The organism is Larkinella rosea, assembly GCF_003858635.1.
Lineage (GTDB): Bacteria > Bacteroidota > Bacteroidia > Cytophagales > Spirosomataceae > Larkinella > Larkinella rosea.
Genome location: NZ_RQJO01000016.1, coordinates 146,095 through 169,725, shown reverse-complemented (window position 1 = coordinate 169,725; position 23,631 = coordinate 146,095). Strand labels below are relative to the sequence as shown.

Sequence of the window (23,631 nt, the reverse complement as noted above, 5' to 3'; positions counted from 1 at the left end):
ACTAATTTCGGGTTAAATACGGGAATACGCTAAAAACCGTATCGCCAACCTGACACCATGAACAAGATTCTTGCAACCGGACTCTGCCTGGCTTTGCTGGCATCCGGTGCGAATGCGCAGCAACCTGCGAAAACCGCTCCCAAAAAGACCACTGCTCCGGCCAAAACGCTGTCCGCCAAAGCCGTTGCTGCCGGTATTCCTGCTGAACTGAAACAGCCGATTCCGTTCGATCCGGACGTAAAAGTGGGCAAATTGCCCAATGGGCTGACCTATTACATCCGCAAAAATGCTGAGCCCAAAAACCGGGCGGAACTGCGGCTGGCGGTCAATGCCGGGTCGATTCTGGAAACCGATGACCAGCAGGGACTGGCGCATTTCATGGAACACATGGCGTTCAACGGCACGAAGAATTTCCCCAAAAACGAACTGGTGAGCTTCCTGCAATCGTCGGGCATCCGGTTCGGAGCCGATCTGAACGCATCGACCGGTTTTGACGAGACGGTTTACCAACTGCCCGTTCCGACCGACTCGGCGCGCTTGTTTGAGCGGGCGTTTCAGATTCTGGAAGACTGGGCGCACAACGTGACCATGGACCCCACCGAAATCGACAAGGAACGCGGGATCATTCTGGAAGAAGCCCGGTCGGGGCGCGGGGCCGGGCAGCGGATGCGCGAGAAGTATTACCCGCTGATTCTTAACAACGCGCGTTACACCTACCGACTGCCCATCGGGAAAGATGACATTATCAAAACCTTTAAACCGGAGGCACTGCAGCGGTTTTACAAGGACTGGTACCGCCCGGATTTGATGGCCGTGGTGGCCGTCGGCGATTTCGATGTGGCGCAGGTCGAAGGCATGATCAGGGAAAAATTCGGTCGAATTCCGGCGGTGAATAACCCCAAACCGCGTCTGAAATACCCCATTCCGCCCCACAAAGACACCAAAATCGCGATAGTAACGGACCCGGAACAACCGAATACAATGGTCCAAATTATGTACAAACGCCCCGAAATCAAGGAAAAAACCTTGTACGATGTTCGCGAAGCCATCAAGCGGGTGCTGTTTAATTCCATGATCGGGAACCGGATTAACGAACTCACCCAACAGTCGGACCCGCCGTTTCTGGGCGGATACAGCAATTACGGCGGTTTTCTGGGCGATCAGGATGCGTTTAGTTCCTACGTCGTTGCCAAAGACGGGAACGTAAACCGGGCCGTTACGGCCATTCTGGACGAAAACGCCCGCGTCGACCGGTTTGGCTTTACCGAAACCGAACTGGAACGCGCCAAAAAGCAGTACCAGAAATACGTGGACCGGGCCTATCGGGAACGCGACAAAACCCGCTCGACCAGTTACGTCAGCGAATACGTCGAAAATTTTCTGCACGGCGACATCCCGGTCAGCATTTCGTTTTACAACGATTTTACTAAAAAATACCTGAACGGCATTACCGTCGGCGACGTCAACAACCTGGCGAAACAGTTCATTACGACCGAAAACCGGGTCGTGGTCATCATGGCACCCGAGAAAGACAAAGCCAAATTGCCAACGGAAAAGGAAATCCTGGCCCTGATCGACAACGCGGGTAAAAACCTGACGGCGTATGTGGACAAAACGCTGGATAAACCGCTTTTGTCGACGCTGCCCGTGGGAAATCCGGTAACAAGTGAGAAAGAAATTAAGGATATCAATGTAACGGAATGGACGCTCCGCAACGGCGTAAAAGTGGTGCTGAAACCCACGGATTTTAAAAACGATCAGATCATTTTTTCGGCTAATAGTCCGGGCGGGACATCGATCTACAACGACAAGGATTTTGAGTCGGCGCGGTTTGCATCGCCCCTCACGCAGATGAGCGGAATTGGCGAATACAGTCAGATTCAACTCGGGAAATACCTGACCGGAAAAACCGTAAGTGTGTCGCCCTACATCGGTGAAACGACCGAAGGGTTCAGCGGCAGCACCACGCCCGATGATCTGGAAACGGCCCTGCAACTCGTGTATGCCTACTTTACGGCGCCCCGCAAAGATCCCGATGTGATCAGGGGATTTCTATCGAATCAGAAAAGTGCGCTGCAAAACCAGCAGGCTACGCCCACGCCCCAGAAGGTTTTTCAGGATACGGTGCAGTCGCTGCTGGGTGCGTACCATTACCGTCGGCTGCCAATGACGCCCGATCGGCTGGAAAAAGTGGACGTGGATCGGGCCGGGGCGATTTACAAAGACCGCTTTGCCGACGCCAGCGATTTTACGTTTTTCTTCGTTGGGAATTTCAAAGAAAAAGACATGAAGCCGTTGATAGAGAAGTATTTAGGTGGACTTCCGGTAACGAACCGGAAGGAAAACTACCGTGATCTGGGCATTCGGATTCCGGCGGGAAAAATTGAAAAAACCGTGGTTAAGGGACTCGAACCGAAAAGTACGGTTCAACTGGTATTCAGCGGTGATTTTGTCTGGAATACAGATAATACCACCCAGGTCGACGCCCTGGCCGAAGTGTTGGAAATCAAGCTGATTGAAACCCTGCGGGAGGAAGAAAGTGGCGTTTACGGCGTGAGCGTCAACGGTGCCTACTCGAAAATTCCGGCACAGCGGTACACGCTACGCATCGGTTTTGGCTGCGCGCCCGAAAACGTGGACAAACTGATTGCCCGCACCCTGGCCGAAATCGACAAGCTGAAGCAGAATGGGGCGGAGAGCAAAGACATCGACAAGTTCAAGGCCGAAACCCGGCGCGAAACCGAACTGCAATTGAAGCAGAACGGTTTCTGGCTGGGGTATCTTTCCAACCAGTATTTCAACAACGACGCCCCGGACGAAATCCTGCACGAAGCGGAATTTCTGAAACAGGTAACGCCCGAAAGTACGAAGCAGGCGGCTAATCTGTATTTCGGAAAGAATTATATCAAGTTACTGCTGGTGCCGGAACGGAAACCGTAAGGAAAGTAACCACCCGAAACGATAAAAGCCCCGGATGCCGGGGCTTTTATCGTTTTAACCATACCGACTAAAACCGGTTTATTTGACCTCCGTCAACGGCGGAATGTTCTTCTCAAAACCGGCGTAACCTTTGTTCTGGTTGATGATTCCCTTCGAGTTGCCGTCGATGGCATTTTGCGGAACCGGCCACAGGACATGATACGGGCTGATTTTGAATTCGTCGCCGTGGCGGGTTACGACGCCCTTGTTGTAGAAATTGCTTTTTTCGATCACCCGGTCGTAGAAAAAGTTATTGTCGGAGAAATTCTCCAGCGAATACGTTTTTCCGTTGTAAGCGGGTTTACCGGTTTTCGCCAGAATGTAGGCAATCCGGGTCAGCTCGGTTTTACGCGGTTCTTCAAAGTAGAGTTCGCGCGCCCGTTCATCCAGAATCGTTCCGATGTTAATCGCCGACGGGGCCAGCGGGGCCGCCCCGGCCCGCGCCCGAACCTCGTTCAAATCCTTGGCGGCATTGGCCAGATCGCCCTTCCAGAAATAGGCTTCGGCCCGCAGCAGGTAGGTTTCGGCCAGTCGGAACACGTACCAGTCGGTATGACCTCCGGTGGCCTGAACGCGTTCCGGATCGGGAATAAACAGCTTATAGGCGGGCCAGTCGAACCAGCACCGGATCGTGTCGATGGTCAGCAAAGCACCGGCATCCGTCCGGAGTTGCAGGTTCTTGCCGTAAAACGAATCTTTGCCTTTGAGCGCCGGATTGTTATACACCAGATCCTGCATCCGCATCCAGTTGCCGGGCGCGTGGCGCAAATCGTTTTTATCATCCCAGACGCTGTGCGTCGAATACCAGGTGGGCCGAACCCGCCCAATGCCGCGCCCCACTTTGTTCACCTGATCGATTTCGATGGCGTAGGTGTCGATGGTGCCCCGGTTTCCGTTTGGCGTATTGATGTTGTTGTGCCAGAACGGAACGGTGTTCCGCATCAGCTGAATCCCACCGTCGGCGTTTCCATCGAGCAGCAACCGGTCAATCACCATCATCAGACCTTCGCGGTTGGCCGCAATCGACTTGTTTTCCGGCCGGTGCAAATCCCAGATCACGTTTTTGGTCGCATCTGCCTGATTCACGCCAAACCGGGTTTTCATCAGCGCGTGCGTGCCGCCGTCGATGACATTGCTGGCCGATTTGATGGCGTCGTCGAACAGGCCCAGCGAGAGGTTGATCTTCGTCAGCAAATGGCTGATCGATCCTTTGTTCACCGTCCCTTTGTCCATGACGGGCGGAACCCAGCCTTCGGCCTGCTCCAGATCCTTCTTCATTCGTTGCAGAATGACTTCCCGTTTGGTCGATTGGTAATCCAGTTTGGGCGTACTCACCTCTTCCAGAATCAGCGGCACATCGCCGAACTGGTGGGTCAGGCGGTAGTAGCGGGCTGCGCGGTGGAAATACGCCATACCCAGAATCTCGTTCTTCTGCTGTTCGGACGTATACTTCGGCTGATCGATCCGGGTGATGGCCGCATTGGCGTATTTAATGCCTTTGTAACCCTCGCTCCAGTACCAGCCAATTTTGTTGTAATCCCCGCTGTTCAACTGGGCGGTCGGCGTAATCTGCAGGTTCATGTTCTGCGCCGGACCCGATTTGTCGGTGGTTCCTTCCACGGCAATATCCGAGAAAATGGCCTCCGTCACCATCGGGGGGGCATCGCCGTACCATTCGATCCGCATATTGCGCTCGCAGGCCACCAGCGTAGCCCGCAAACCGGCGGGGTCGTTGAACGTATTTTCGGGGGCAAAAAACGAGAGCGGTTTGGGTTCCAGCCAGGACTTATCGCAGCTGGTCAGCGTGGCCGCCAGGAAAATGGTTCCCAGCACAACGCCCCGCTTTGAATTTATCGTATGAATTTTCATGATTTCTGCGAACAATAGTTTACAAGGTAATATCAATTCCAGCCGTCAGGATGCGCGGAACCGGTACGTTGTTGCCATCGCTGTCGGGTTCCGCATCCCAGTAGTTCCACTGGGGCGCGTAGTAGCCCACGTTCCGGACCGACGCAAAGAATTTGATGTTCTGGATGCTGGCCTTCTGCACCAGGGATTTCGGCAGGCTGTAGCCCACGGAAATGTTGTCGAGCCGGATGAACGAGCGGTATTTGTAAACGCCAAAACCGGTGGCTCCCCCCTCGCTCGAATACAGGCGGGCGTAATCGTTGATCGGGTTCGACTCCGTCCAGTACGGCAACACGTACGAACTGGTGCGGTCCAGAAAACCGTCGATGTTTTTGGCCTGGTTGAAACCGGCTTTGTGACCCCAGTAGGAATACAGCACAAACGATACATCGATGCTCTTGAACAGCTTGAACTCATTGCGCAACGTCCAGCGGAAACGCGGGTTGGTCCAGCCCTGAAACACCTTGTCGGCGTTGGTGTATTTGCCGTCGTTGTCGACATCCCGGATTTTGAAATCACCGGGGCGCACGCCGTATTTCGTCGCTTGCTCTTTCTCGCTGGTTTGCCACACACCGTCGACCTGGAAGTTCCAGATTTCGTCAATCGAATGGCCGATAAACCAGCGGTTGGCTACGTCGTCGATTTCCTTGCCATTGGCGTCTTTGTCGCCGTAGAGGTGAACGATCTTGTTCCGGTTTAACTGGAACGTCGCCATCGACCGCCAGGAGAAATTAGGCCGGTCGATGTTCACCGAGTTCAGGCTGAATTCAATCCCCCGGTTTTGCACTTCGCCCAGGTTGTCCATCACCCAGTCAAATCCCACGACGTTCGGCAGCGACCGCTGAACCAGCAAATCCTTCGTCGAGGATTTATAGAATTCGATTGAACCGTCGATCTTGTTGTTCAGAATACCGAAATCGAAACCGAGGTTCAGCGAAGACGTCCGCTCCCACTTCAGGTTCGGATTCTGCATGCGGTTGACGTACAACTGATTGGCCTGATAAACCGTACCGTCCTGCTTGACGTAGAGGTATTTCCCGGTGGTCAGATCCGATAAGGCGACGTAACGGCCAATGTCCCGGTTTCCGTTGCTCCCCCACGACAACCGCAATTTTCCGTAGTTCAGCCAGCTGCTTTTGAAGAATTTCTCATCCGTGAACACCCAGCCCAAAGCTGCCGAAGAAAACAGCGCGCGCGGATTTTGCTGACCAAAGGCCGAATAACCGTCCCGGCGGGTCGACAGCGTCACCATATACCGGTCTTTGAAGGAATAGAACAAGCGCGCCATCAGACCGTCACCCGTGCTGTATTCGTCGTTGCTGGAAACCGTCGGGCTCGTTCCGGTGCTGATCCCGTGATAGCCCAGCGCGTCGGTGGGCAGAAAGCCCTTGTTTGTCATGGTGTTATCCCATTTCTGGTATTTCTCCGCATTGGCCAGCAGGGTTACGTCGAAGCTGTGCTTTCCGAAGACCTTGTTCCACTTCAGGATATTGTCCACCTGCCAGTAATAAATCTTGTACTCCTGGCGGCTGGCTGTTCCGCCGGTGGCCGCATAATCCGCGTGTTTCGACGAAATGGAATTGAATTTTTCGTAAAACTCGTAGCGGGGTGTGAAATTGACCCGGTACGTAATACCGAACGGCAGGGTCACCAGCCCAAACAGGGTTGCGTTCAGCGTCGTGTATTTGACTTTCTGATCCGTCAAACTCATGTTGTAGTACGGGTGAATGCCGCCACTGGCCTCGTTGTTCGGACGCCATTTGTAACTGCCATCGTCGTTCAAGGGTGTTCCCCAGGGCGAGAGCGTCCGGGCGAGGTTATAATCCGCCACGATCGGGCTTTCATCGCGGTCGGAGAACTGGGTCGTTACGCCCACGGACAGGAATTTGCTGATCTTGGTTTCCAGATTCAAACGCCCCCGAACGGTTTTAAACCGGTCGTTGTAAAGCATCCCTTTGTTGTCCAGATACCCCAGCGAGAAGTAGTAATTCGTGCCATCGTTCCGGCCCGAAACGCTCACCGTATGATCCTGGCGCATGCCGTTCTGGAAAATCATGTTGTACCAGTCGACGCTGCGGCCCGCCTTGTAGTTTTCAATTTCGATGGGTTGCATCCCCAGCCGTTGCAGCCAGATCGTAGTCGGGTCGCCTTTGGATCCGTCATACGCCAGCCACTGGTCCAGCGTCACGCCGGCCGGCAGGTTAGCCGGATTGTCGAATTGGCCCGGTTTAAACGTGGAGTTGATGTTTTTCATCACATCGCTCCGCCACGAAACAAAACCGTCCGGGCTATACACCGGTTGGTCCCGGCCCACGCTCGCCATCCCGATATTGGAATTGATGTTGATGATCGGTTTGCCTTCTTTCCCTTTTTTCGTCGTGATGAGAATAACCCCGCTGGCGGCTTTTGCCCCAAAAACAGCCGCCGAACTGGCATCCTTCAATACGTCAATGGTTTCAATGTCGTTCGGGTTAATGTCCGACAACTCCCCGTAATAAATTGCGCCGTCCAGCACCAGCAGCGGGCTGGTGGCGGCATTGAGGGAGTTGCGGCCCCGCACCAGCAGGCTACCACCGCCTTTGGCCGACGGCGACATCCCGACGCTCAAACCGGCCACGTTGCCCCGCAGAATGTCCTGCACGGAGTTGGGGTTTTCATTTTCGAGTTTAGTGGTGTTGATCTGCGAAACCGCCCCGGTCAAATCCCGCTTTTTCTGGGTTCCGTAACCGACAACCACCACTTCATTCAGCATTTTCTGGTCGCTGGTCAGCGTTACATCGATGATGCTCAGGTTGCCGACCGGTTTTTCCTGGGATACATAGCCTACCGCCGAGAAGATCAGAATGGCGTTGTCGTCGCTGACCTTGAGTTGATACTTGCCATCGACATCGGTATTGGTTCCGGTCGTCGTGCCTTTGATCACCACCGTTACGCCGGGGATCGGCGTATTGTCTTCCTGGGTGACGACCCGGCCAGTAATGGTTTTGTCGATAAACCGCCCTGAAAGCGGGTGTACATGGGTAGCTGAAATAGCTGGAGCCAGCTGGCAGGAAAGCAGGAGTGTCATAAACAGACTCCTGAACCACCCCTGCCGAAACAGGATAGTAACGTGTAAGCCCATAAGGTGCTAGTTTAGGATTGAAAATAATTGGTGCTGGGACTGCCGGATAAAGTCAAAAGAACCGGTCGACTTACTGAAATTATTTTCTCTAGATCGTAGCGTATCGTGGCTATTATCGGACTTAAAACTACGTGTTGCGGCCAAAAAAGACTGAAAATTAGCTCGTTCCGGGTAAAATCAGGAATTAGATATTTTTGATATTATTTTTTGATTTTTAGCGAATGGCCCACTTTTTTTGAAAAAATACCTTCGTTCCATTCGATGAAACTTTGCCAAAAACGGCTCGCATTCCGACCGCGTTTCGCATCTTATTTCGGACATTCAACCGGCTCCCGGAAATACACCCTCCCTGTTAACTATAGGCTGAAACTCACCAGTTATTACTTCCCGGCTACCTTTTGCTAAATCGCTGGGCGGTTTTGGCCCAGAAAGATGTAACTTGGTCTGCTCCAGCGTCATACTATGTTTTACAAAAAATACCAACCGGCTCCCCATCTGCGCCCCTTTGTGGAATGCTACTACGTTTGGGAAAACGCGCAGTCGCTGAAACAATCCATCACCGTGGAGTCACCACCCAACGGCTTTGGTTCGCTGGTCTTCAATTACGGTGATCCGTATCAGCTTCTAACCCAGAAAAACGGCCAGACTGCGGTGCCGGTATCGTTCCTGAGCGGCCAGTCCACGGGCAGTTATCAACTGCAACTGAGCGGTCAGATTGGAATGGTCGGGGCGGTTTTCCGTCCGGCGGGCCTGAATAGCCTGTTCGGATTGCCAATGTATGAATTCACCGATGAGCGCATCGAACTGGCGGCCGTTCTCGGCGACCGAATCCAATCGATTCAGCAACACATAACCGAACCCGACAGTCCCACCGGACGGATTCAACTGCTGGAAGCGTTTTTAAATACCCAACTGGCCCGCACCGGCGCCGAAACCGACCGAACTGACTACGTTGCCAACCTGATTGTGGAGCAGCGCGGGATCATCAATATCAATGCGTTGATGGACGAACTATACGTTTGTCGCCGGCAGTTTGAACGGAAATTTCTGTTGAAGGTAGGTGTCAGTCCGAAATACTACGCCCGCATCCGGCGCATCAGTTATCTGTGTGCGCAACTGGCCCATAAACGCTGGAATGTGGACGATTGGCACGATGTCATTTACCACGCCGGGTATTATGATCAGTCGCATTTTATCCGGGAGTTCAGTGGTTTTATGGGGCGAAATCCCTCTCTTTACGTGCGGAATAACGTCGAACTGGCTAATTTTTTAAAATCCTAGGCACCGGTTTTTAAACCGCACCTAAAATGTCGCATTTATACAATGAGCCTAGCGGGTCGTCGGGTAATTTTGGGTCATCATTTAACCATACCTTGTCATGAAAACGACACAAACCGAATCATTAACCGACCTGACCCGCAAAGGTACCAGCATTGAATTTTTCTCGGCCTATCAGGAACGCGATATCGAACGCATGATGGCTCTTTTCGATCCAAACGGCGAATTCTGGCTCATGCCGCTCGGCCCCGAACCCCAGGGAACCATCGGCGAACTGGGCCGCAATTTCTGGACGGGCGTCATCGGCGCTTTCCCGGACATCGACAACACCGTTGATAAAGTGACCACAGAAGACGATAAAATTGTCTGCAATGTGGTTTTATTTGGAACGCAAACCGCCGATTTTGCCGGAATTACCAACAAAGGGTTACGGTTTAACAGCGACCATATTTTCATTTTCCGCTTCAACGAAGACGATAAAATTGTGGCCGTCGCCATCGACTGGGATCACGCCAGTTTTCAGCACCAGTTGGGGGTATGATTTTTTAAGACAAGCGAGGAGAGAAAAGAGAGGTGAGACAGGAGAACAAAGACCAGCGAGTAACACGTTTGTCTTTATTCTCCTGTCTCTCCTCTTTTGTCTCTTACCATTCACCACCAAAGCTGCCGGTTTTCGGCGTAGGAGAAAAACCGCTCCGTATTCTTCGGATTTTCGGGCAGTAAGCGGTACAAGGCACCCGCCGGAACATTCACAAACTGCAACGGTTTTGCTCCTTTTTTCTGTTCGCCCGCCAGTTGCCAGCCGTTATCCCAATAAAAAAGCCGGTAGGTTTGGTCGGCCAGCGGCACACTTCGTTTTTGATCCAGACAGATGCTGTCCATCGTCTGAAAAAGCTCCAAATCGGCTCGGTTCAGCGAAAAAGCGCCAATTTCTTCCATTAATTTAGAGCGGGTGTAGGCCACCTGAACAGCGGTTTTACGCTGCAAATCCGGTTGGAAAACCACTTTCTGCCCCGTTTCCTCGTCCAGATAAAAAGGCTTATCGATGGCCGTTATTCCTTTTCCGCCCCGGTACGTACAGGGTAAATACAGCACGCCTTTCGCCATTTTTGGAAACCGGCAGCGGTTTTTTTCGGGCTTCGACCAGGAAACCGGCACCCATTCGCCGTTCGAAAACGTGGCCAGATACACCATTTCCGGCTCCGAACCGTCTGCAAGCGTCAGATCAATGTCGGCGACCGGAAAATACTGATCCGTAACGTCGATCACCCGGTCGAACTGGAGATTATACGGAATATCGTCTTCGTCGCTCAACAGATGGGGCAGCGTGGCCTTGTTGACGGTATACGTTTTCCGAAATACCTTCCCCGCACGTCGCAACTCGTGGTAAGTAATCAGCGGATCGTAGTCGGCCGGAAACGCCGGATACCGTTCGCAACCCATAAATTTCGTCCACGAATGGTTCGAGGTGACCATCACATTCCAGGCGTGCGGGCCGCCGTTGCTGTTGCCCCACATCGGCACAAAATCCGTGGTAACCGCCATGCCCATCGCCCGCAGCGGGTACTCGATAACGGATGTCATCAGCCAGCAGTCGCCCTCTTTGTTTTTCGCCATTTCCTCCCACGCCCGGTAGCGCGCGGGTTTGGCGTTCATGCTGTACTTCAGCTCTCGGTAGAATGCAATGTTGATGTGCTTACAGACGGCGATATTCCGGTCATCGGCCCGTTGAAATGTATCCCGCAGCGAACCGAACTCGTTCAGGCATTGCTCGCGCCAGGGCGTCAGCGGTTCGTTGGCAATCCGATAGGGAAGAACGTATTCGCAAAAATCGGCGAATGATAAAGAAGCGTCCCGCAACTGTCCGGAAGCGTTTTGCAGGGCCAGATCAATGTTTTTAATGAGGTAATCGGCCTCCACGTTACCAATATCATCCGTTTCGGATTCGCCGGTCGAATTACCGTCCATGTGTTCGATCAGAAAAACCGCCGACCGACGCTGGAGACTATCGCCCGGTGCTTTATAATGCGCCAGAACATCCTGCAATAAGTTGTCTTTAACTTTCTTTTTATCACATCCACAAAGAACACTACTGAGGAATAAAATGGAAAGATAAAATACCGGTTTCATGAAAAAACAAACTGTATTAAATGGTAAGAGGAGAACACGTAACTTCATTTACAACCAGGTTTGTTTCCCGTTGGCATAAGTAAAAATCCGCTCTTTATTCGTCGGATTTTCGGGTAATAACCGATAAATGGCACCCGACGGAACATTGTCAAACTGCAATGGACGGGTTGCGTTTTTCTTCTGTTTCCCCACAAACTGCCAGCCATTATCCCAGTAAAAAAGGTTATAGGTCTGATTCAGAATGGGTGGACTCCATTTTAATCCAAGGCAAATGCTATCCATTGCCAATGTGAAATCCAGCCCTTTTTTGCCTGAGCTAAACACATCAAGTTCGTCAAATGCCATGGATTGGACTGTCTTAATAGCAATCGATGTCCTCTTTTTAAGTGCTGGTTTGCAAATGACGATTTTTCCCAACGAATCAATATATAGTGGAGCGCCGACCGGTTTTGTGCCATCACCCGATGCATAAGTACTCGGCATATATAAAACTCTCCGCGCCATTTTCCGGAATAGATACTGGTTATTTTCCATTTTAGACCAAAAAACCGGTGACCAGTCACCGTTCGAAAAAACGGACAGATATGCCATTTTAATGTCCGGATTATCAAGCTTCACCGCGATATCACCAACGGGAAGATAGAGATCGGTTACATCAATAATTCGATCGTTTAAAAGCTGATAAGGAATGTCGTCCTGATCGGAAATCAGGTGAGGCAATGTCTCCCGATTGATGGAATAGGTTTTCCGAAAAATCTTGCCGGGAAACCGTTTGGCGGTGACAATACCAAATGGATCAAATTGGCCGGGCGGGCTTTCGCAGCCCATAAAAGGCACCCATTTTTTATCCGATATTCTGAGTGCATTCCAGGCGTGGGTTTCGCCGTTATTATTCCCCCATCGGGGAACAAAGTCCGTCGCGACGGCAACGCCCAGGGCCCGCAGGGGGTAATTGAGCAAACTCGTCATTGCCCAGCAATTCCCTTTTTTGTTCTCCATCAATTGCCCCCAGGATTGATACTGTGCGGGTTCGGCAGTGGGCGAATAGGTAAATCCCGGGGTAATTTTAGAATTGATATTCGTAGTCAGATCCATGTTTGGGGGTTCGGCCAGCCGAAACGTATCGAGCAGGAAGGCAAACTGTTTCAGCCCCTGTTGCCGCCAGTCGGTCAGGGGTTCATTGGCCAGTCGATACGGCAGCACGTATTCACAGAAATCCGCGAACGAAAGCGAGCCATCCCGCAACTGCGCAGATGCGGCCTTTACAGCCAGATCAATGTTTTTAATGAGGTAATCCGAATCGACATTTCCCAAATCAGCGGTTTCGGATTTGCCGGTCGAGAGCCCGTCGATATTCTCGATTAAAAATACCGCCGATTTCCGCTGCAGGCTGTCGGCCGGCGATTGATAATGCGCCAAGACCGCTTTTAACAGGTTCTCTTTTTTCGCCTTGGTGTCGCACGAAACAACAAGAATAGAGGCAATAAAAACCAGAGAAAGCAAGAAGAATTGTTTCATATAAACCGGTTTTTGAAAGTAATTTCACCATCAATTCGTTTTAATCCGCAGTTTTTTCATTTCGTCCAGAATTTGCCGGGATGCCGGTGACGACACGGGAACGGGCATCTTTACGATGTGGTCGGCCACCGTTTTTGCGCTGGCCAAATTACCCGTTTGCTGGTACATTTTTGCCAATAAATACCGTGGATATAAACGATTCGGAATGATTAAAATCGCTTTTTTATACGCTTTTTCGGATTCGTTAACCCGATTCAGTTTTAAATACGTATTGCCCAGATTTATATAAAGAAATGGATCTGAAATCCGGGTCGAGGCCTTTTCAAGAACCGTCGCACTTTGCGCAAACTTCCCGGTCATATACAAGGCTTTGCCATATCCTAACAAAGCACCCGGTCGGTCGGGTAATTCGGTCAATGTTTCCCGGTAGGCTTCTTCCGATTTTTTATAGGCGCGACTGGAAAGTAAATTCCGTGCGTTTCTCCAGTTTGCCTGGGCTTTAATCAAATGAATTTCATTTTTCAGGACCAGGATCATCAGGTAAATAGCCACAACGGCAATCAGTTTTAAGTGGAACGACTGGCCGCTTACGAATATGGTTTTATCTTTTGACAGAAATGAAATGATGCTGATGAAAAATAAAAATATGAACCAGATGATGGGGACTTCGAAAGGATAGGAGAAAAAACCGGCGATACCAAGCGATACTAAAGCTCCCATTGATCCGATGAGAAAAGGTGATTCTGTGCGAATTTGCTGAAACCCTTTTCGGAATGTTAAAATCAGTAGAATGCCAAATAGAGCCAGCCCAACCAGGCCATTTTCGATCAAGATCTGGAGGTAATCATTGAATGTATACGGCACATAATCGGCCCGCTCAATCAGCGATGGATCGTTCAGGTGCGATTCTATAAATTCACTTTGTAAATGCCCAAAATTGGCCTTGAATTGCTCAAAACCGATTCCGAAAACAATGTTCTGATTGAATAAACCCGAGCCGATGCGCCAAACTAACGCCCTGCCATCGACAGACTCCGGTTTATAATGATAAAGTAGAACCGATCCGGTGGTCAACAAAAGGGAGATGGCAATACCAATACCGAGTCGGGCAGCGATTTTCGTCTTTGCGTACAAAGCCCAAAATTCGGTCTTGTATTTTAGATAAACCACTAATAATGAACCGGCAAACGTCCCAATCCAGGCAGAACGGGATTGCGTGGCTGGTAGGATACAACTGATGGCAACGAGCGAAAACCAGCTTGTGATGACAAGTAGTTTTGATAAAACCGGCTGCGTAGGCGGAAACAGAATAATTGCCAGCGAAAGAATAAAAACGGGACTTAAAAAAATGGCGTAAGGACCGGGATTCATGAACGTACCGGTCAGGTTGAATAGTTTATGATGGCTGGGTTTAACTCCCATCAGTTGAAGCTCTCCGTTTACCACTTCAAACAAACCGAGAAAGATCAGCAGAAGGAAGCAACCGTACTGAATGTAAATGCCAAACTGACTCTGAGAAAATAATTGCTTTAAAAGGAGTGCGATTGCAATGGATAAAAGGAAGGTGATCAGGATTTCATTATATCCGTAACCAAGAACAGCGTAATTCAGGTAACTATATAAACCATAAGCCAGAAGAAGAAAATCGATTCGGTTAATGTGTAAAGTGATTTTATAAACGACGGCGTAAGTGAAAAATAGAACAACGAACAGGGGAGGAGTAACATTAAAGAAATGGGCTTTTATATTCAGGAAATAAAGATCATTAAATTCAATAAATGGTTGGATATACAACGATAGCAGTGGAGTGAGAAGCAATGGTATAAGGAATAAATTCTGCCAAATCACCAGTGACTTCTGAATTTGTCTGCTTAATTCTCGCATGGTAAAAGTATCGATTCCGAATAGCGAAGATGTTTAGGGATACGAATGGTCCGCTTTTTACTCAGTTTGCACTCTTTTTAATAGTCATCAAATTCGGAAAGGAGTTCCAGCGTTGATAATTCCAGGTAACTCACGGAATGCTTCGGGCGCTTGCTGAGATAAATATTGGCAACCGAAACGGCAAGCACAAAAGCGATCAGAAGGACTTTTAACCAGAAGCGGTTTTTAAACGGCAGTTGATTTTCGTTCATTACCTGATCAAAATTGAACTTTGTATCTCATTTTCAGCCGCCCATTCGATTCTTGCCTGCAAAAGGTCAGTAGTGGGCGTTATTGCGGTTTTCAGCTGACCAATGTATTTGAGCATAGTTGCCTTGTCTGAACTGGAAGTAGCAAGCTGCAAAGCGGTTTCAAAATGTTGCACTGCTAAGTTACTATCAATCTCCGAATATAAGTGGCCTAACAGTGAATAATAAAAGTGATTGGTCGTGAGTTTTAATTTTTCGGCTTCGACAATGGCCGCCTGATTCCCGCTGGTTTTAGCTACGGCAAATGTCCGGTTTAAAGCGGCAATGGGTGAATATTCCAGAATCAGTAAGTTATTGTAAAGTTGCAGAATATTCTCCCATTTTTCATCCGTATTTTCTTTTTGCGTATGCCAGTAAGCGATTCCCGCTTCCAGGTGAAATTTCGATACCTGATTGCCCGTCGATGCCCTATTTAGAAAGTAGGTTCCCTGGTCGATGAGTTCTTTATTCCAAAGCGTTTCGTCCTGATCTTCGTAGAGAATGGTTTCGCCGTTTTCGTTGGTTCGGGCATCGAACCGGGAGGAATGAAAACACATCAGGGAAAGTAATGCATTGGTGGCCGGTTTATGGGTGATTTCATGGTCGACCAGTAAATGAGTCAGCCGCATCGCTTCGGCACATAACTCTTTGCGTAACGTGGTGTTTTGGGAGGTCGAATAATAACCTTCGGAAAACAGCAGATAGAGCGTGGTTAAAACCGTTTCCAGGCGGTTATTGATTTCCGAACGTGTCGGCGGTTCAATTTTTAGGTGAGCCTCTTTCAGTTTTTCCTTGGCCCGGTTGAGTCGTTTATAAATGACTTCTTTATTGGTTAAAAAAGCGTCGGCGATTTCCGGAATGCCAAAACCGCACAGCAGATTCAACGCCAGAGCAATTTGGGATTCGTTGGAAATAGCGGGATTGCAAACCGTAAAGATCATTGCCAGTTGGCTGTCGGCAATGTTTTTATAAGACAGATCGATTTCAATTTCTTCGGTTTTGGGGGAATTGTAGTGGAGTTCGGCCGAAATTTTCTGCTCAAAAAGCGAATTCCGTTTTAAGTAATTCTTGGTTTTGTTTTTAGCAACCGTGTAGAGCCAGCCGGTCGGATTTTCGGGTAATCCCTGCATGGCCCAGACTTCGGTGGCCGCCAGAAACGTATCGCTTACAATGTCTTCCGCAATGGCAATGTGTTCAATACCAAACAAATAACAAAGAACCCCAACAATATTCCGGTATTCGGTTCGGAACAAATGGGGCAAAAGGATTTGTTCTTCCATCGGTTCAAAAAAAGTGCCTTTGTAAAGATACAAAGGCACGGCGGTTAATTTACTGCGTCGGTGGAATTGCCATTCGCACCTCCACGACGGCGCCCCACTGAATGATCGGGCATCCCTTGGCGATTTCAACGGCTTCGTCGTAATCAGCGGCCCGGATCAAAAACAAACCACCCAGCGATTCCTTGATTTCGGCGTAAGGGCCGTTTAAAACCGTGTTGTTTTGCTTGACAACCCGCCCATCGGTATCCCAGCGTTTGGGCGGAGCTACCAGTTTGTTCTGGGCGGCAATGCTGCCAATCCAATCCTGAAATGGCTTGATGGCTGCCTGCATTTGTTCGGGCGAGGGACTGGCGTCTTTGCTGCTCAGATCCCGGTGAATCGCTAACAAAAATTCGTTCATGACGCTTTTTTTAATTGCATGGAAGGTCTTCAAATGGAAAATTTACTCGTTGCATCAACCAAACTGGCCAACCTGGTACGTCCCCGGCATGTTTGGAAAGGCCAGATTAAAGCGGTTCCAGGTGTTGATGCTCGAAATGGCCAGCGTCAGATCGATCAATTCCTCGTCCGTAAACTGCTCTTTTGCCCGATGATACACCGCATCCGGTGCCGTGCATTGGGTTATGGCCTCCGCCCAGGCTAAAGCGGCCCGCTCGCGCTCCGTGTAGTAGGGGGATTCCTGCCAGGCACTTAAACCGTACAGCCGCTGTTCGGTTTCGCCCTTGGCCCGCGCATCTTTGTAGTGCATATCCAGGCAATAGGCACAGCCGTTGATTTGGGAAACCCGGAAATAAACCAATAGCTGCAGCGCTTCTTCAACGGGCGATTTTTTCAGATAACCGCCAATACCGAAAAGCGTTTTCAGGGCACCTTGTCCTTTTTCGTGGACATTCAGTCGTTGTTCCATTTTGATGAAATTCAGTTGTTAAAACCCATTGACAACCGAGTTTTCAGAATTGGACAACGTGATCAAACTTTTTTTGAAAATAAACCCAGTGGACCGTTCCAGGTCGCGATGCGACCTGAACGACGCTATTTAACGAAATCATTTCAAACCGTCCAACTGAAACAAAAACTCCGACGCATTGACCAGCGTGTGGACCAGAGCCGCATAAAAGACGTTTTTGGTTTTGAGGTAGGTGTAGCCGTACCCCCAACCTGCGATGCTGGCCAAGCCCACAAAAACCAGCGAACCCGCGTGAAAATGAACCAGTCCAAAAAACACACTCGTGATTGCCAGCGAGGTATACGGACCGTGCAAAATCGCCTTGTTTTCGATGAAATAAGCCGCCAGAAATAGCAAAACCGTAATCAGCACCGGCACCCAGAGTAGCGTCGGATGCATCAGGTAACCGGTGAGCAGCGACAGCAGCAGAAAAACCGCAAAGCCCCATTTCCAATAGGTTTTCCAGACGCCGGATTCCGTGATTTTTCGCGCCAGCATATTCTGCAAAATCCCCCGCAGAAAGACTTCTTCGAACAGGGCCGTCCCGAAGAAAATCCGCACCAGTTCGCCAACCGCCACGGGCATTAAACCCAGGGAAAGCGGTTCGTACCCGCCGGTTTTCAAAAAACCGCTGGCGGTTGCAATGACCGTGGTTAGGGCAATGAACGCCAGCCAGACGCCAATGGCGGTTTTTAAGTATTTCCAGTTGAACGTCGGAAAAAAACCGATGTCGGGCAGGTGACGGATGGTGCTAAAACTGTAAACCGCCGTCAGAATCAGCACGAATTTGAGCACATTACTGAAACCCGACCCGTTGAACGGCAGGTTGGTTTTGGTGCCGAATGAAATCGACGTGGCCGGAATCAGGAAGAGGAAATAGATGATAAAATCGGTCCAGTTGACAGGTTGATGCGGTTTTTTGTACGCCAGAAAACCGAGTACCGGAAACAGCAGGTAAAAGAAAAACAACGCGGCCGAACCTTTGAACGGCGCGTGTCCGTGAAATCCGAGATACGCATACAGCAGGCCAATCAGCAAAACCGGTAGCGCAGCGGCCCGTTCCAGACAGCCGCCAATTTTCTGCTTCAGTTGCTCCGAGACTTGCGGCTGGCCAATCGTAAACGTCAGAAAGAATAGAGCGATAAAAAAAGGACTGTCCGGCAGGAGTTCGGTGAGTGGTAATTGCCGGTTGTAATAGAGGAAAAGGGCAAAGAAAACCGTGGTTAAAACCGCCCCCGTTCGCAGTTCCCGGAAATAGATCGCAGCATTTTTCATCTTCAGTCGATTCGTTCCTGATTAGTACGGAAAGAAAACCGGATGGGCTATTGCGCGGGAGAAAAACCGCTATTATTACCGATTAATAAATAATGTACGCTTGCGTGTTTCCTCTTCCGTAAATTATTTCGACTAAGCTGATTGACAGCAAGATATAAATAAATGCACATGAATCACTTTTCAAAAGCGAGCGTTCTGACGCTGATTTCTGTCCTGACTTTTGTGATTGGCTGGGAGTTGTACTGGCGCAGTCAACATCTCGCGCTTTCGTACAATGACGACGAAAGCCTTTGGGCGCACACCCGGAAGGAGATCTACCAAACCAGTCCGTCGCGACCGGTTCTGATCGGTTCTTCGCGGGTTAAATTTGACCTCGATCTGGCTGCCTGGCAGCGCGTCACCGGCGAAAAACCGGTGCAGCTGGCGCTGGTCGGAACCTCGCCCCGCCCCTTGCTAAACGACCTCGCGAACGATCCAAACTTTAAAGGCACGGTGATTATCGACGTGACCGAAGGGCTTTTCTTTACGCCCGACGGTTCATTTCCGGAACGGGAGGCCACCAAACGGGTCGAATTTTACCCCAAATGGTCGCTTTCGCAACAACTCAGTTTCCACATCAATCACTTGCTGGAAGACCATCTGTACTTCCTGGATGAAGAACGACTGTCGCTCCAGCCCTTGCTGACGGACCTGCCGATTCCGCCCCGGCCCGACACCTGGGGCGGCCCCAAATTCCCGAAGGAATTTTCGGTGACCCGGTTCGACCGGCAGAATGTGATGACGGACGCGATGGTGGCCGACACATCCATTCAAAATCAGGTAAAAGCGATGTGGCTGGAAATTGGCAGCCACAGCCCCAAACAGGGGGTCGACGGGCCGCTGCTAACGGCCATTTTAAACTCGGTAAAACAGTCGGTTGATCGGATTCGGGCGCGGGGCGGTAAGGTTATTTTTGTGCGGATGCCGTCGGACGGGCCGTTCCGCGAAGCCGAAAAAATGGGCTATCCCCGCGAAAAATACTGGGACCGGCTGCTGGCGCATACGCAAACGGCGGGCATTCATTTTGAAGATTACCCGGTTTTGTCTAAATACCAATGCCCGGAATGGTCCCACCTGGCACCGAAGGATGCCATCACCTTTACGGAGGATTTTATTCCGATTCTGCAGCAGAAAACCGGCTGGCCAATCAATGTGAACGGGGCGAAAGTACCCGCAACAACGGCTTCTCTTTCCACCCACCAATAGCTCCAAACGATCATGGTTTTCAACTCCTACAGTTTCGCCCTCTTCTTCGTTTTGCTGCTGGTGCTACACAATTTGCCTTTGCCGTGGAAGGTCAAAAAGGTTAATTTACTGCTGGCCAGTTATTTATTCTACGCCCTTTGGAACCCGCCGTTCATTCTGCTGCTCTGGCTTTCCACAGTGGTGGATTTCTACGCGGCCCGGCTGATTTCCCGCGAACAACGGCCTATGCCGCGAAAACTGCTCCTGACCATCAGCCTGGTACTAAATCTGGGCATGCTGAGTTATTTTAAATACGGCGGTTTTTTGCTGGAAAATTTTACGCTCTTATTGTCCTCGGTCGGAATCGCTTTTCAGGCCGTCAAACCCGATATAATCCTACCGGTCGGGATTTCCTTTTACACCTTCGTAACCCTGTCGTACACGCTGGATGTGTACCGTCGGAAAACCGATCCGGAACCGTCGTTCCTGAATTTTGCGCTGTTCGTGACGTATTTTCCGCACCTCGTCGCGGGGCCGATTGTCCGGCCTGAGGACCTGATTCCGCAGTTCAGAAAACCGCACCGCGCTACATCGCAACAAATGACCTGGGGTCTGTTTTTGCTGTCGCTCGGGTTGTTCATGAAAGTGGTGGTGGCCGATACGTTGCTGGCCAGTTCCGCCGATACGGTTTTTGGCGTGCCGTTTCCGGTACAGCCGCTGGATGCGTGGATGGGCGTGATGGCGTTTTCGGGACAGATTTTCTGCGATTTTGCGGGTTATTCGACCTGCGCCATCGGTATTTCGCTGTGTCTGGGCTTCATTTTGCCCGACAATTTCCGGTATCCGTACGCAGCCATCGGTTTCTCCGATTTCTGGCGCCGGTGGCATATTACGCTCTCAACCTGGCTGCGCGATTACCTGTACATTCCACTGGGTGGAAACCGAAAAGGCAACGTCAGAACGTACATCAACCTGATGATCACGATGTTATTGGGTGGTTTATGGCACGGAGCGTCCTGGAATTTCGTAATCTGGGGCGGTTTGCACGGTATTTTTCTGTGTGCCGAACGACTCATTCGGGAGTGGACCGGCCAACGCCAGCGGAGTTTTGCCGGAAAAAATCAGGCTGATCCGGGACTGACCGAGTCGATGGCACAGGCATCGATGGTGCCGGTTTCGCTGAACGGAAAGTTTCGGGATTTCGGACTGGCGTTGTTAACGCTTTTGCTGGTCGATATCACCTGGGTATTTTTCCGGGCGCCCGACTTCGGCAGCGCGATGAAGATTCTGCTGTGCATGCTTGGCGTCATTCCCGACGGCCCGGCCCTGCTGACTTCGCTCGACATCCTGAAAGTCAGTTCGGTAACGGTGGTGCTGATTGCCTGCCATTGGCTCATGCGCGATTCGTCGCTGGTGCAATTGGGGAAACGGATGCCGTGGTGGCTGTTGAGTCTGATCTGGACCGGAATGCTGATTTTACTGATTCTGACGCAGAAAAGCAGCAACTCGTTCATTTACTTTCAGTTCTGAAACCGTTACCGCGACTGAATGCGCGCCCGGTGTTGAAGGCCCCAGTCCGCCATCGCCTGAATCAGATCGTTCAGGGAGTTGCTGTATTCCGTCAGCTCGTATTCGACCAGAACCGGCGTGGAGGGATACACGTGGCGAATGATAAACTCGTTCTGTTCCAGCTCTTTAAGTTCTTTCGAGAGCAGTTTCGGCGTGATGCCTTCAACCCGGCGCTGCAGGTCCTTAAACCGTTTGGGGCCTTCGCGCAGGGCAATGATGATGGGCAGTTTCCATTTGCCGTTCAGCACATACAGAGCGTCGCGCACCCCGCCCAAACTCCGCGTACACTCCTTGCTGGAATGAATCTGTATTACTTCTTCCGTTACCATACGTAAAAAGGGAATGCTAAATTTAACGTTCTTTCCGCTATAAACCCTAAACCGCTTCGCTCTCTTACGCAGTGAATTGCAACAATTCAATCCGGTTATCGAACGGGTCATGAAAAAAAAATCGCTGCCGTCCGTCGATCTCGGAGGAATACGTGAGTTCAATACCGTGGCTTTCCAGTTCCAGCTTCGCTTCGTCCAGGTTGGTGATTTCAAAAGCCGGATGGCGTTTGGAATACGGCCCGACTGGTTCTTCACGAAAGTGCAGCTGAATGTCGCCAATCCAGAACCAGAGCGCTGCGCCGGGGTGTTCGCCCGGCACTTCTTCCAGGCCCAGCACCTGGCCATAAAAAGCCCGTGCGTCTTCCTTTTTTCCTTCCGGAATCGAAATAAGAATGTGGTCTAACCGCTTGAAATGAATCATTGTAGCCGTTCGAATTTAATAAACCGCAAAACTAACGATTCGCTTCCTGATGACGCAAATCGTGGTACGTTTCTTCGTCTATTTTCAGCATGGTGCTGCTGACGGGTCGCGCAGTTTGGTCACCCGCCAGCAACTACCAGTCGGCTGCACGCCATGTCCCGCGGAGACGGAGCCTGCCGATGCATTCTTTTTATTCTCCTGTTACAGCCACAACCGAAGAGTTAAAATGAAGTATTTGATTGGTACCTTATTATTCATAAGGTACCAATAAGGGTAGGTTAAAAATTGAGAGAAACGTTTTAGAGTAGGAGAGGTAGGGGTTTAAAAACACTTCCGTTTCAGGTTGGTTGGTATAAACCTTCATTAAAGTAAAGACCATCGATTTACTGCGATCTACGGCATCTCTTATCCACAGATTGTGCGCTGATTTTATGTTGATTTCTTTAGCATCAAATTTTTTAAATTAATACTTCCAATTTGAATTTCTTTATCGCTTGATTTGGTGTTACTTTTTGATCCATCAATTTTAATTCTATAAAAAAGATTTTGCCCTTTTAGGCTAAGTCCTGTTCGCATTACACCGTGCGCTCCTTCAACCAAGCAGAGTATTACAACATAAAAACCACTCGATTCCTTCGAGTTGATAGTTCTTTTCAACGAAGACGGTTTATGAATACAAGTATCTAAAAAAGGTTTTAAATCGGTCAGTCCGTAATTAAATAAGGATTCTTTATCAAGTGTCATTGTGTCGGGAGGAACCAATACGTTAAAGTATTTGCCAGGTAAAGGCGGAACTTCATATGAATTTACAGGAAACTCAATCTTCAATTCTAAAGGGTTATCTGTTTCATTGCTTACTCGGTTAAAAAATACAACATAATTATATACCTCCCCATCAGGGTTAGTGTATTTTGTTACACCTTTTGGAAAGCTGTTTTGTATGATCAGGCTCTTACCGATAGAATCAGTGTACTCATATTTGGTGTAAATCCAGCTGGAAGCGGATGCGTCTTGTGTTTCATACCTGGTTTTTTCTTTTGGGGAATCTGGTTTGTTTTGTCTCCCACAGGAAGCGCAAAAAACAACCATCAATACAGTACACACGTGCACGAGCCTCGTCATTTCTCTTTTTGTTTTTAAGAATTTCGATAAAGCTACCGGTTCTTATTCCGGCATCTGTTAAGGAACTGTATAAGATGGTTAACGACCTGTAAAAGTTACTTGGGCTTCCCCAAAATCCGACCAACTACCCGAAACAGGGCGCTGATGCCGTCTGTAAACGAATGCGGCTACACAAAACGGTATTCACCGGCTGAATTCCGCTAGCTGTATGGCTTTCGACCGCTGGTAGTGATTCATGTACAATCTTTTCATTCAACCCAATGGCCTTATTCGATCCTCGGCACCGGAACCGGTATTGAACAAGTACCGAAGTATTTTGTGCCCGTCAGAACCCTGTCGCTGCGTTTGAACAGATCAAAG

The 23,631-nt window shown here is 50.0% G+C and carries 18 protein-coding genes; 5 read left to right on the top strand and 13 right to left on the bottom strand.

The genetic code is table 11. From position 1 onward, the window contains the following. Positions 1 to 57: 57 nt before the first annotated feature. On the top strand, positions 58 to 2,940 hold the full coding sequence (locus tag EHT25_RS30760; RefSeq protein WP_124879290.1) for a M16 family metallopeptidase: 2,883 nt from the start codon (positions 58 to 60) through the stop codon (positions 2,938 to 2,940). 78 nt (positions 2,941 to 3,018) lie between these two features. On the opposite strand, the gene EHT25_RS30755 is transcribed toward EHT25_RS30760, so the two are convergent. Together EHT25_RS30755 and EHT25_RS30750 are read right to left on the bottom strand one after the other, a co-directional pair. Then, on the bottom strand, positions 3,019 to 4,848 hold the full coding sequence (locus tag EHT25_RS30755; protein ID WP_124879289.1) for a RagB/SusD family nutrient uptake outer membrane protein: 1,830 nt from the start codon (positions 4,846 to 4,848) through the stop codon (positions 3,019 to 3,021). Positions 4,849 to 4,867: 19 nt separating this feature from the next. After that, positions 4,868 to 8,008: a SusC/RagA family TonB-linked outer membrane protein gene (locus tag EHT25_RS30750; protein ID WP_185731547.1), complete on the bottom strand. Its 3,141-nt coding sequence runs from the start codon at positions 8,006 to 8,008 to the stop codon at positions 4,868 to 4,870. Between the two features lie 462 nt (positions 8,009 to 8,470). Here EHT25_RS30750 and EHT25_RS30745 point away from each other — a divergent pair, with 462 nt between their 5' ends. Beyond that, entirely contained in the window at positions 8,471 to 9,289 is an 819-nt protein-coding gene (locus EHT25_RS30745; protein WP_124879288.1) for a DUF6597 domain-containing transcriptional factor, read from the top strand. 97 nt (positions 9,290 to 9,386) lie between these two features. Continuing rightward, positions 9,387 to 9,827 (top strand): ester cyclase, encoded by a 441-nt coding sequence (locus EHT25_RS30740; protein ID WP_124879287.1) that lies wholly within the window; start codon positions 9,387 to 9,389, stop codon positions 9,825 to 9,827. A gap of 110 nt (positions 9,828 to 9,937) precedes the next feature. Here the strand turns inward: EHT25_RS30740 and EHT25_RS30735 are convergent, their stop codons facing one another. The 8 genes from EHT25_RS30735 to EHT25_RS30705 form a co-directional block, all read right to left on the bottom strand. Then, a complete protein-coding gene (locus EHT25_RS30735; protein WP_124879286.1) occupies positions 9,938 to 11,416 on the bottom strand; it encodes a hypothetical protein in 1,479 nt (492 codons plus the stop codon). 48 nt (positions 11,417 to 11,464) lie between these two features. Further along, a complete protein-coding gene (locus tag EHT25_RS30730) occupies positions 11,465 to 12,934 on the bottom strand; it encodes a transglutaminase-like domain-containing protein (RefSeq protein WP_124879285.1) in 1,470 nt (489 codons plus the stop codon). Positions 12,935 to 12,964: 30 nt separating this feature from the next. Continuing rightward, positions 12,965 to 14,356, bottom strand: coding sequence for an O-antigen ligase family protein (locus EHT25_RS30725; protein WP_185731546.1), 1,392 nt, complete (start codon positions 14,354 to 14,356; stop codon positions 12,965 to 12,967). A 539-nt stretch (positions 14,357 to 14,895) separates the two neighbouring features. Continuing rightward, positions 14,896 to 15,069, bottom strand: a complete 174-nt coding sequence (locus tag EHT25_RS32845) for a hypothetical protein (RefSeq protein WP_185731545.1) — start codon at positions 15,067 to 15,069, stop codon at positions 14,896 to 14,898. Further along, complete coding sequence (locus tag EHT25_RS30720; RefSeq protein ID WP_124879283.1) at positions 15,069 to 16,385, bottom strand: RNA polymerase sigma factor; 1,317 nt, start codon at positions 16,383 to 16,385, stop codon at positions 15,069 to 15,071. The genes EHT25_RS32845 and EHT25_RS30720 overlap by 1 nt, the downstream gene beginning before the upstream one ends. A 49-nt stretch (positions 16,386 to 16,434) precedes the next feature. After that, complete coding sequence (locus EHT25_RS30715) at positions 16,435 to 16,785, bottom strand: YciI family protein (protein WP_124879282.1); 351 nt, start codon at positions 16,783 to 16,785, stop codon at positions 16,435 to 16,437. 54 nt (positions 16,786 to 16,839) lie between these two features. Beyond that, on the bottom strand, positions 16,840 to 17,292 hold the full coding sequence (locus EHT25_RS30710) for a carboxymuconolactone decarboxylase family protein (RefSeq protein WP_124879281.1): 453 nt from the start codon (positions 17,290 to 17,292) through the stop codon (positions 16,840 to 16,842). A gap of 138 nt (positions 17,293 to 17,430) precedes the next feature. Then, positions 17,431 to 18,606: a CPBP family intramembrane glutamic endopeptidase gene (locus tag EHT25_RS30705; RefSeq protein ID WP_124879280.1), complete on the bottom strand. Its 1,176-nt coding sequence runs from the start codon at positions 18,604 to 18,606 to the stop codon at positions 17,431 to 17,433. A gap of 168 nt (positions 18,607 to 18,774) precedes the next feature. On the opposite strand from EHT25_RS30705, the gene EHT25_RS30700 reads away from it, so the two are divergent. After that, positions 18,775 to 19,851 (top strand): hypothetical protein, encoded by a 1,077-nt coding sequence (locus EHT25_RS30700; protein ID WP_229311856.1) that lies wholly within the window; start codon positions 18,775 to 18,777, stop codon positions 19,849 to 19,851. A 12-nt stretch (positions 19,852 to 19,863) separates the two neighbouring features. Then, complete coding sequence (locus tag EHT25_RS30695; RefSeq protein WP_124879278.1) at positions 19,864 to 21,360, top strand: MBOAT family O-acyltransferase; 1,497 nt, start codon at positions 19,864 to 19,866, stop codon at positions 21,358 to 21,360. A gap of 5 nt (positions 21,361 to 21,365) precedes the next feature. Here the strand turns inward: EHT25_RS30695 and EHT25_RS30690 are convergent, their stop codons facing one another. The 3 genes from EHT25_RS30690 to EHT25_RS30680 form a co-directional block, all read right to left on the bottom strand. Further along, positions 21,366 to 21,728, bottom strand: coding sequence for a winged helix-turn-helix transcriptional regulator (locus EHT25_RS30690; protein WP_124879277.1), 363 nt, complete (start codon positions 21,726 to 21,728; stop codon positions 21,366 to 21,368). Positions 21,729 to 21,792: 64 nt separating this feature from the next. Then, entirely contained in the window at positions 21,793 to 22,149 is a 357-nt protein-coding gene (locus tag EHT25_RS30685; RefSeq protein ID WP_124879276.1) for a VOC family protein, read from the bottom strand. A 429-nt stretch (positions 22,150 to 22,578) separates the two neighbouring features. Further along, a complete protein-coding gene (locus EHT25_RS30680; RefSeq protein WP_124879275.1) occupies positions 22,579 to 23,271 on the bottom strand; it encodes a hypothetical protein in 693 nt (230 codons plus the stop codon). Positions 23,272 to 23,631: the final 360 nt, after the last annotated feature.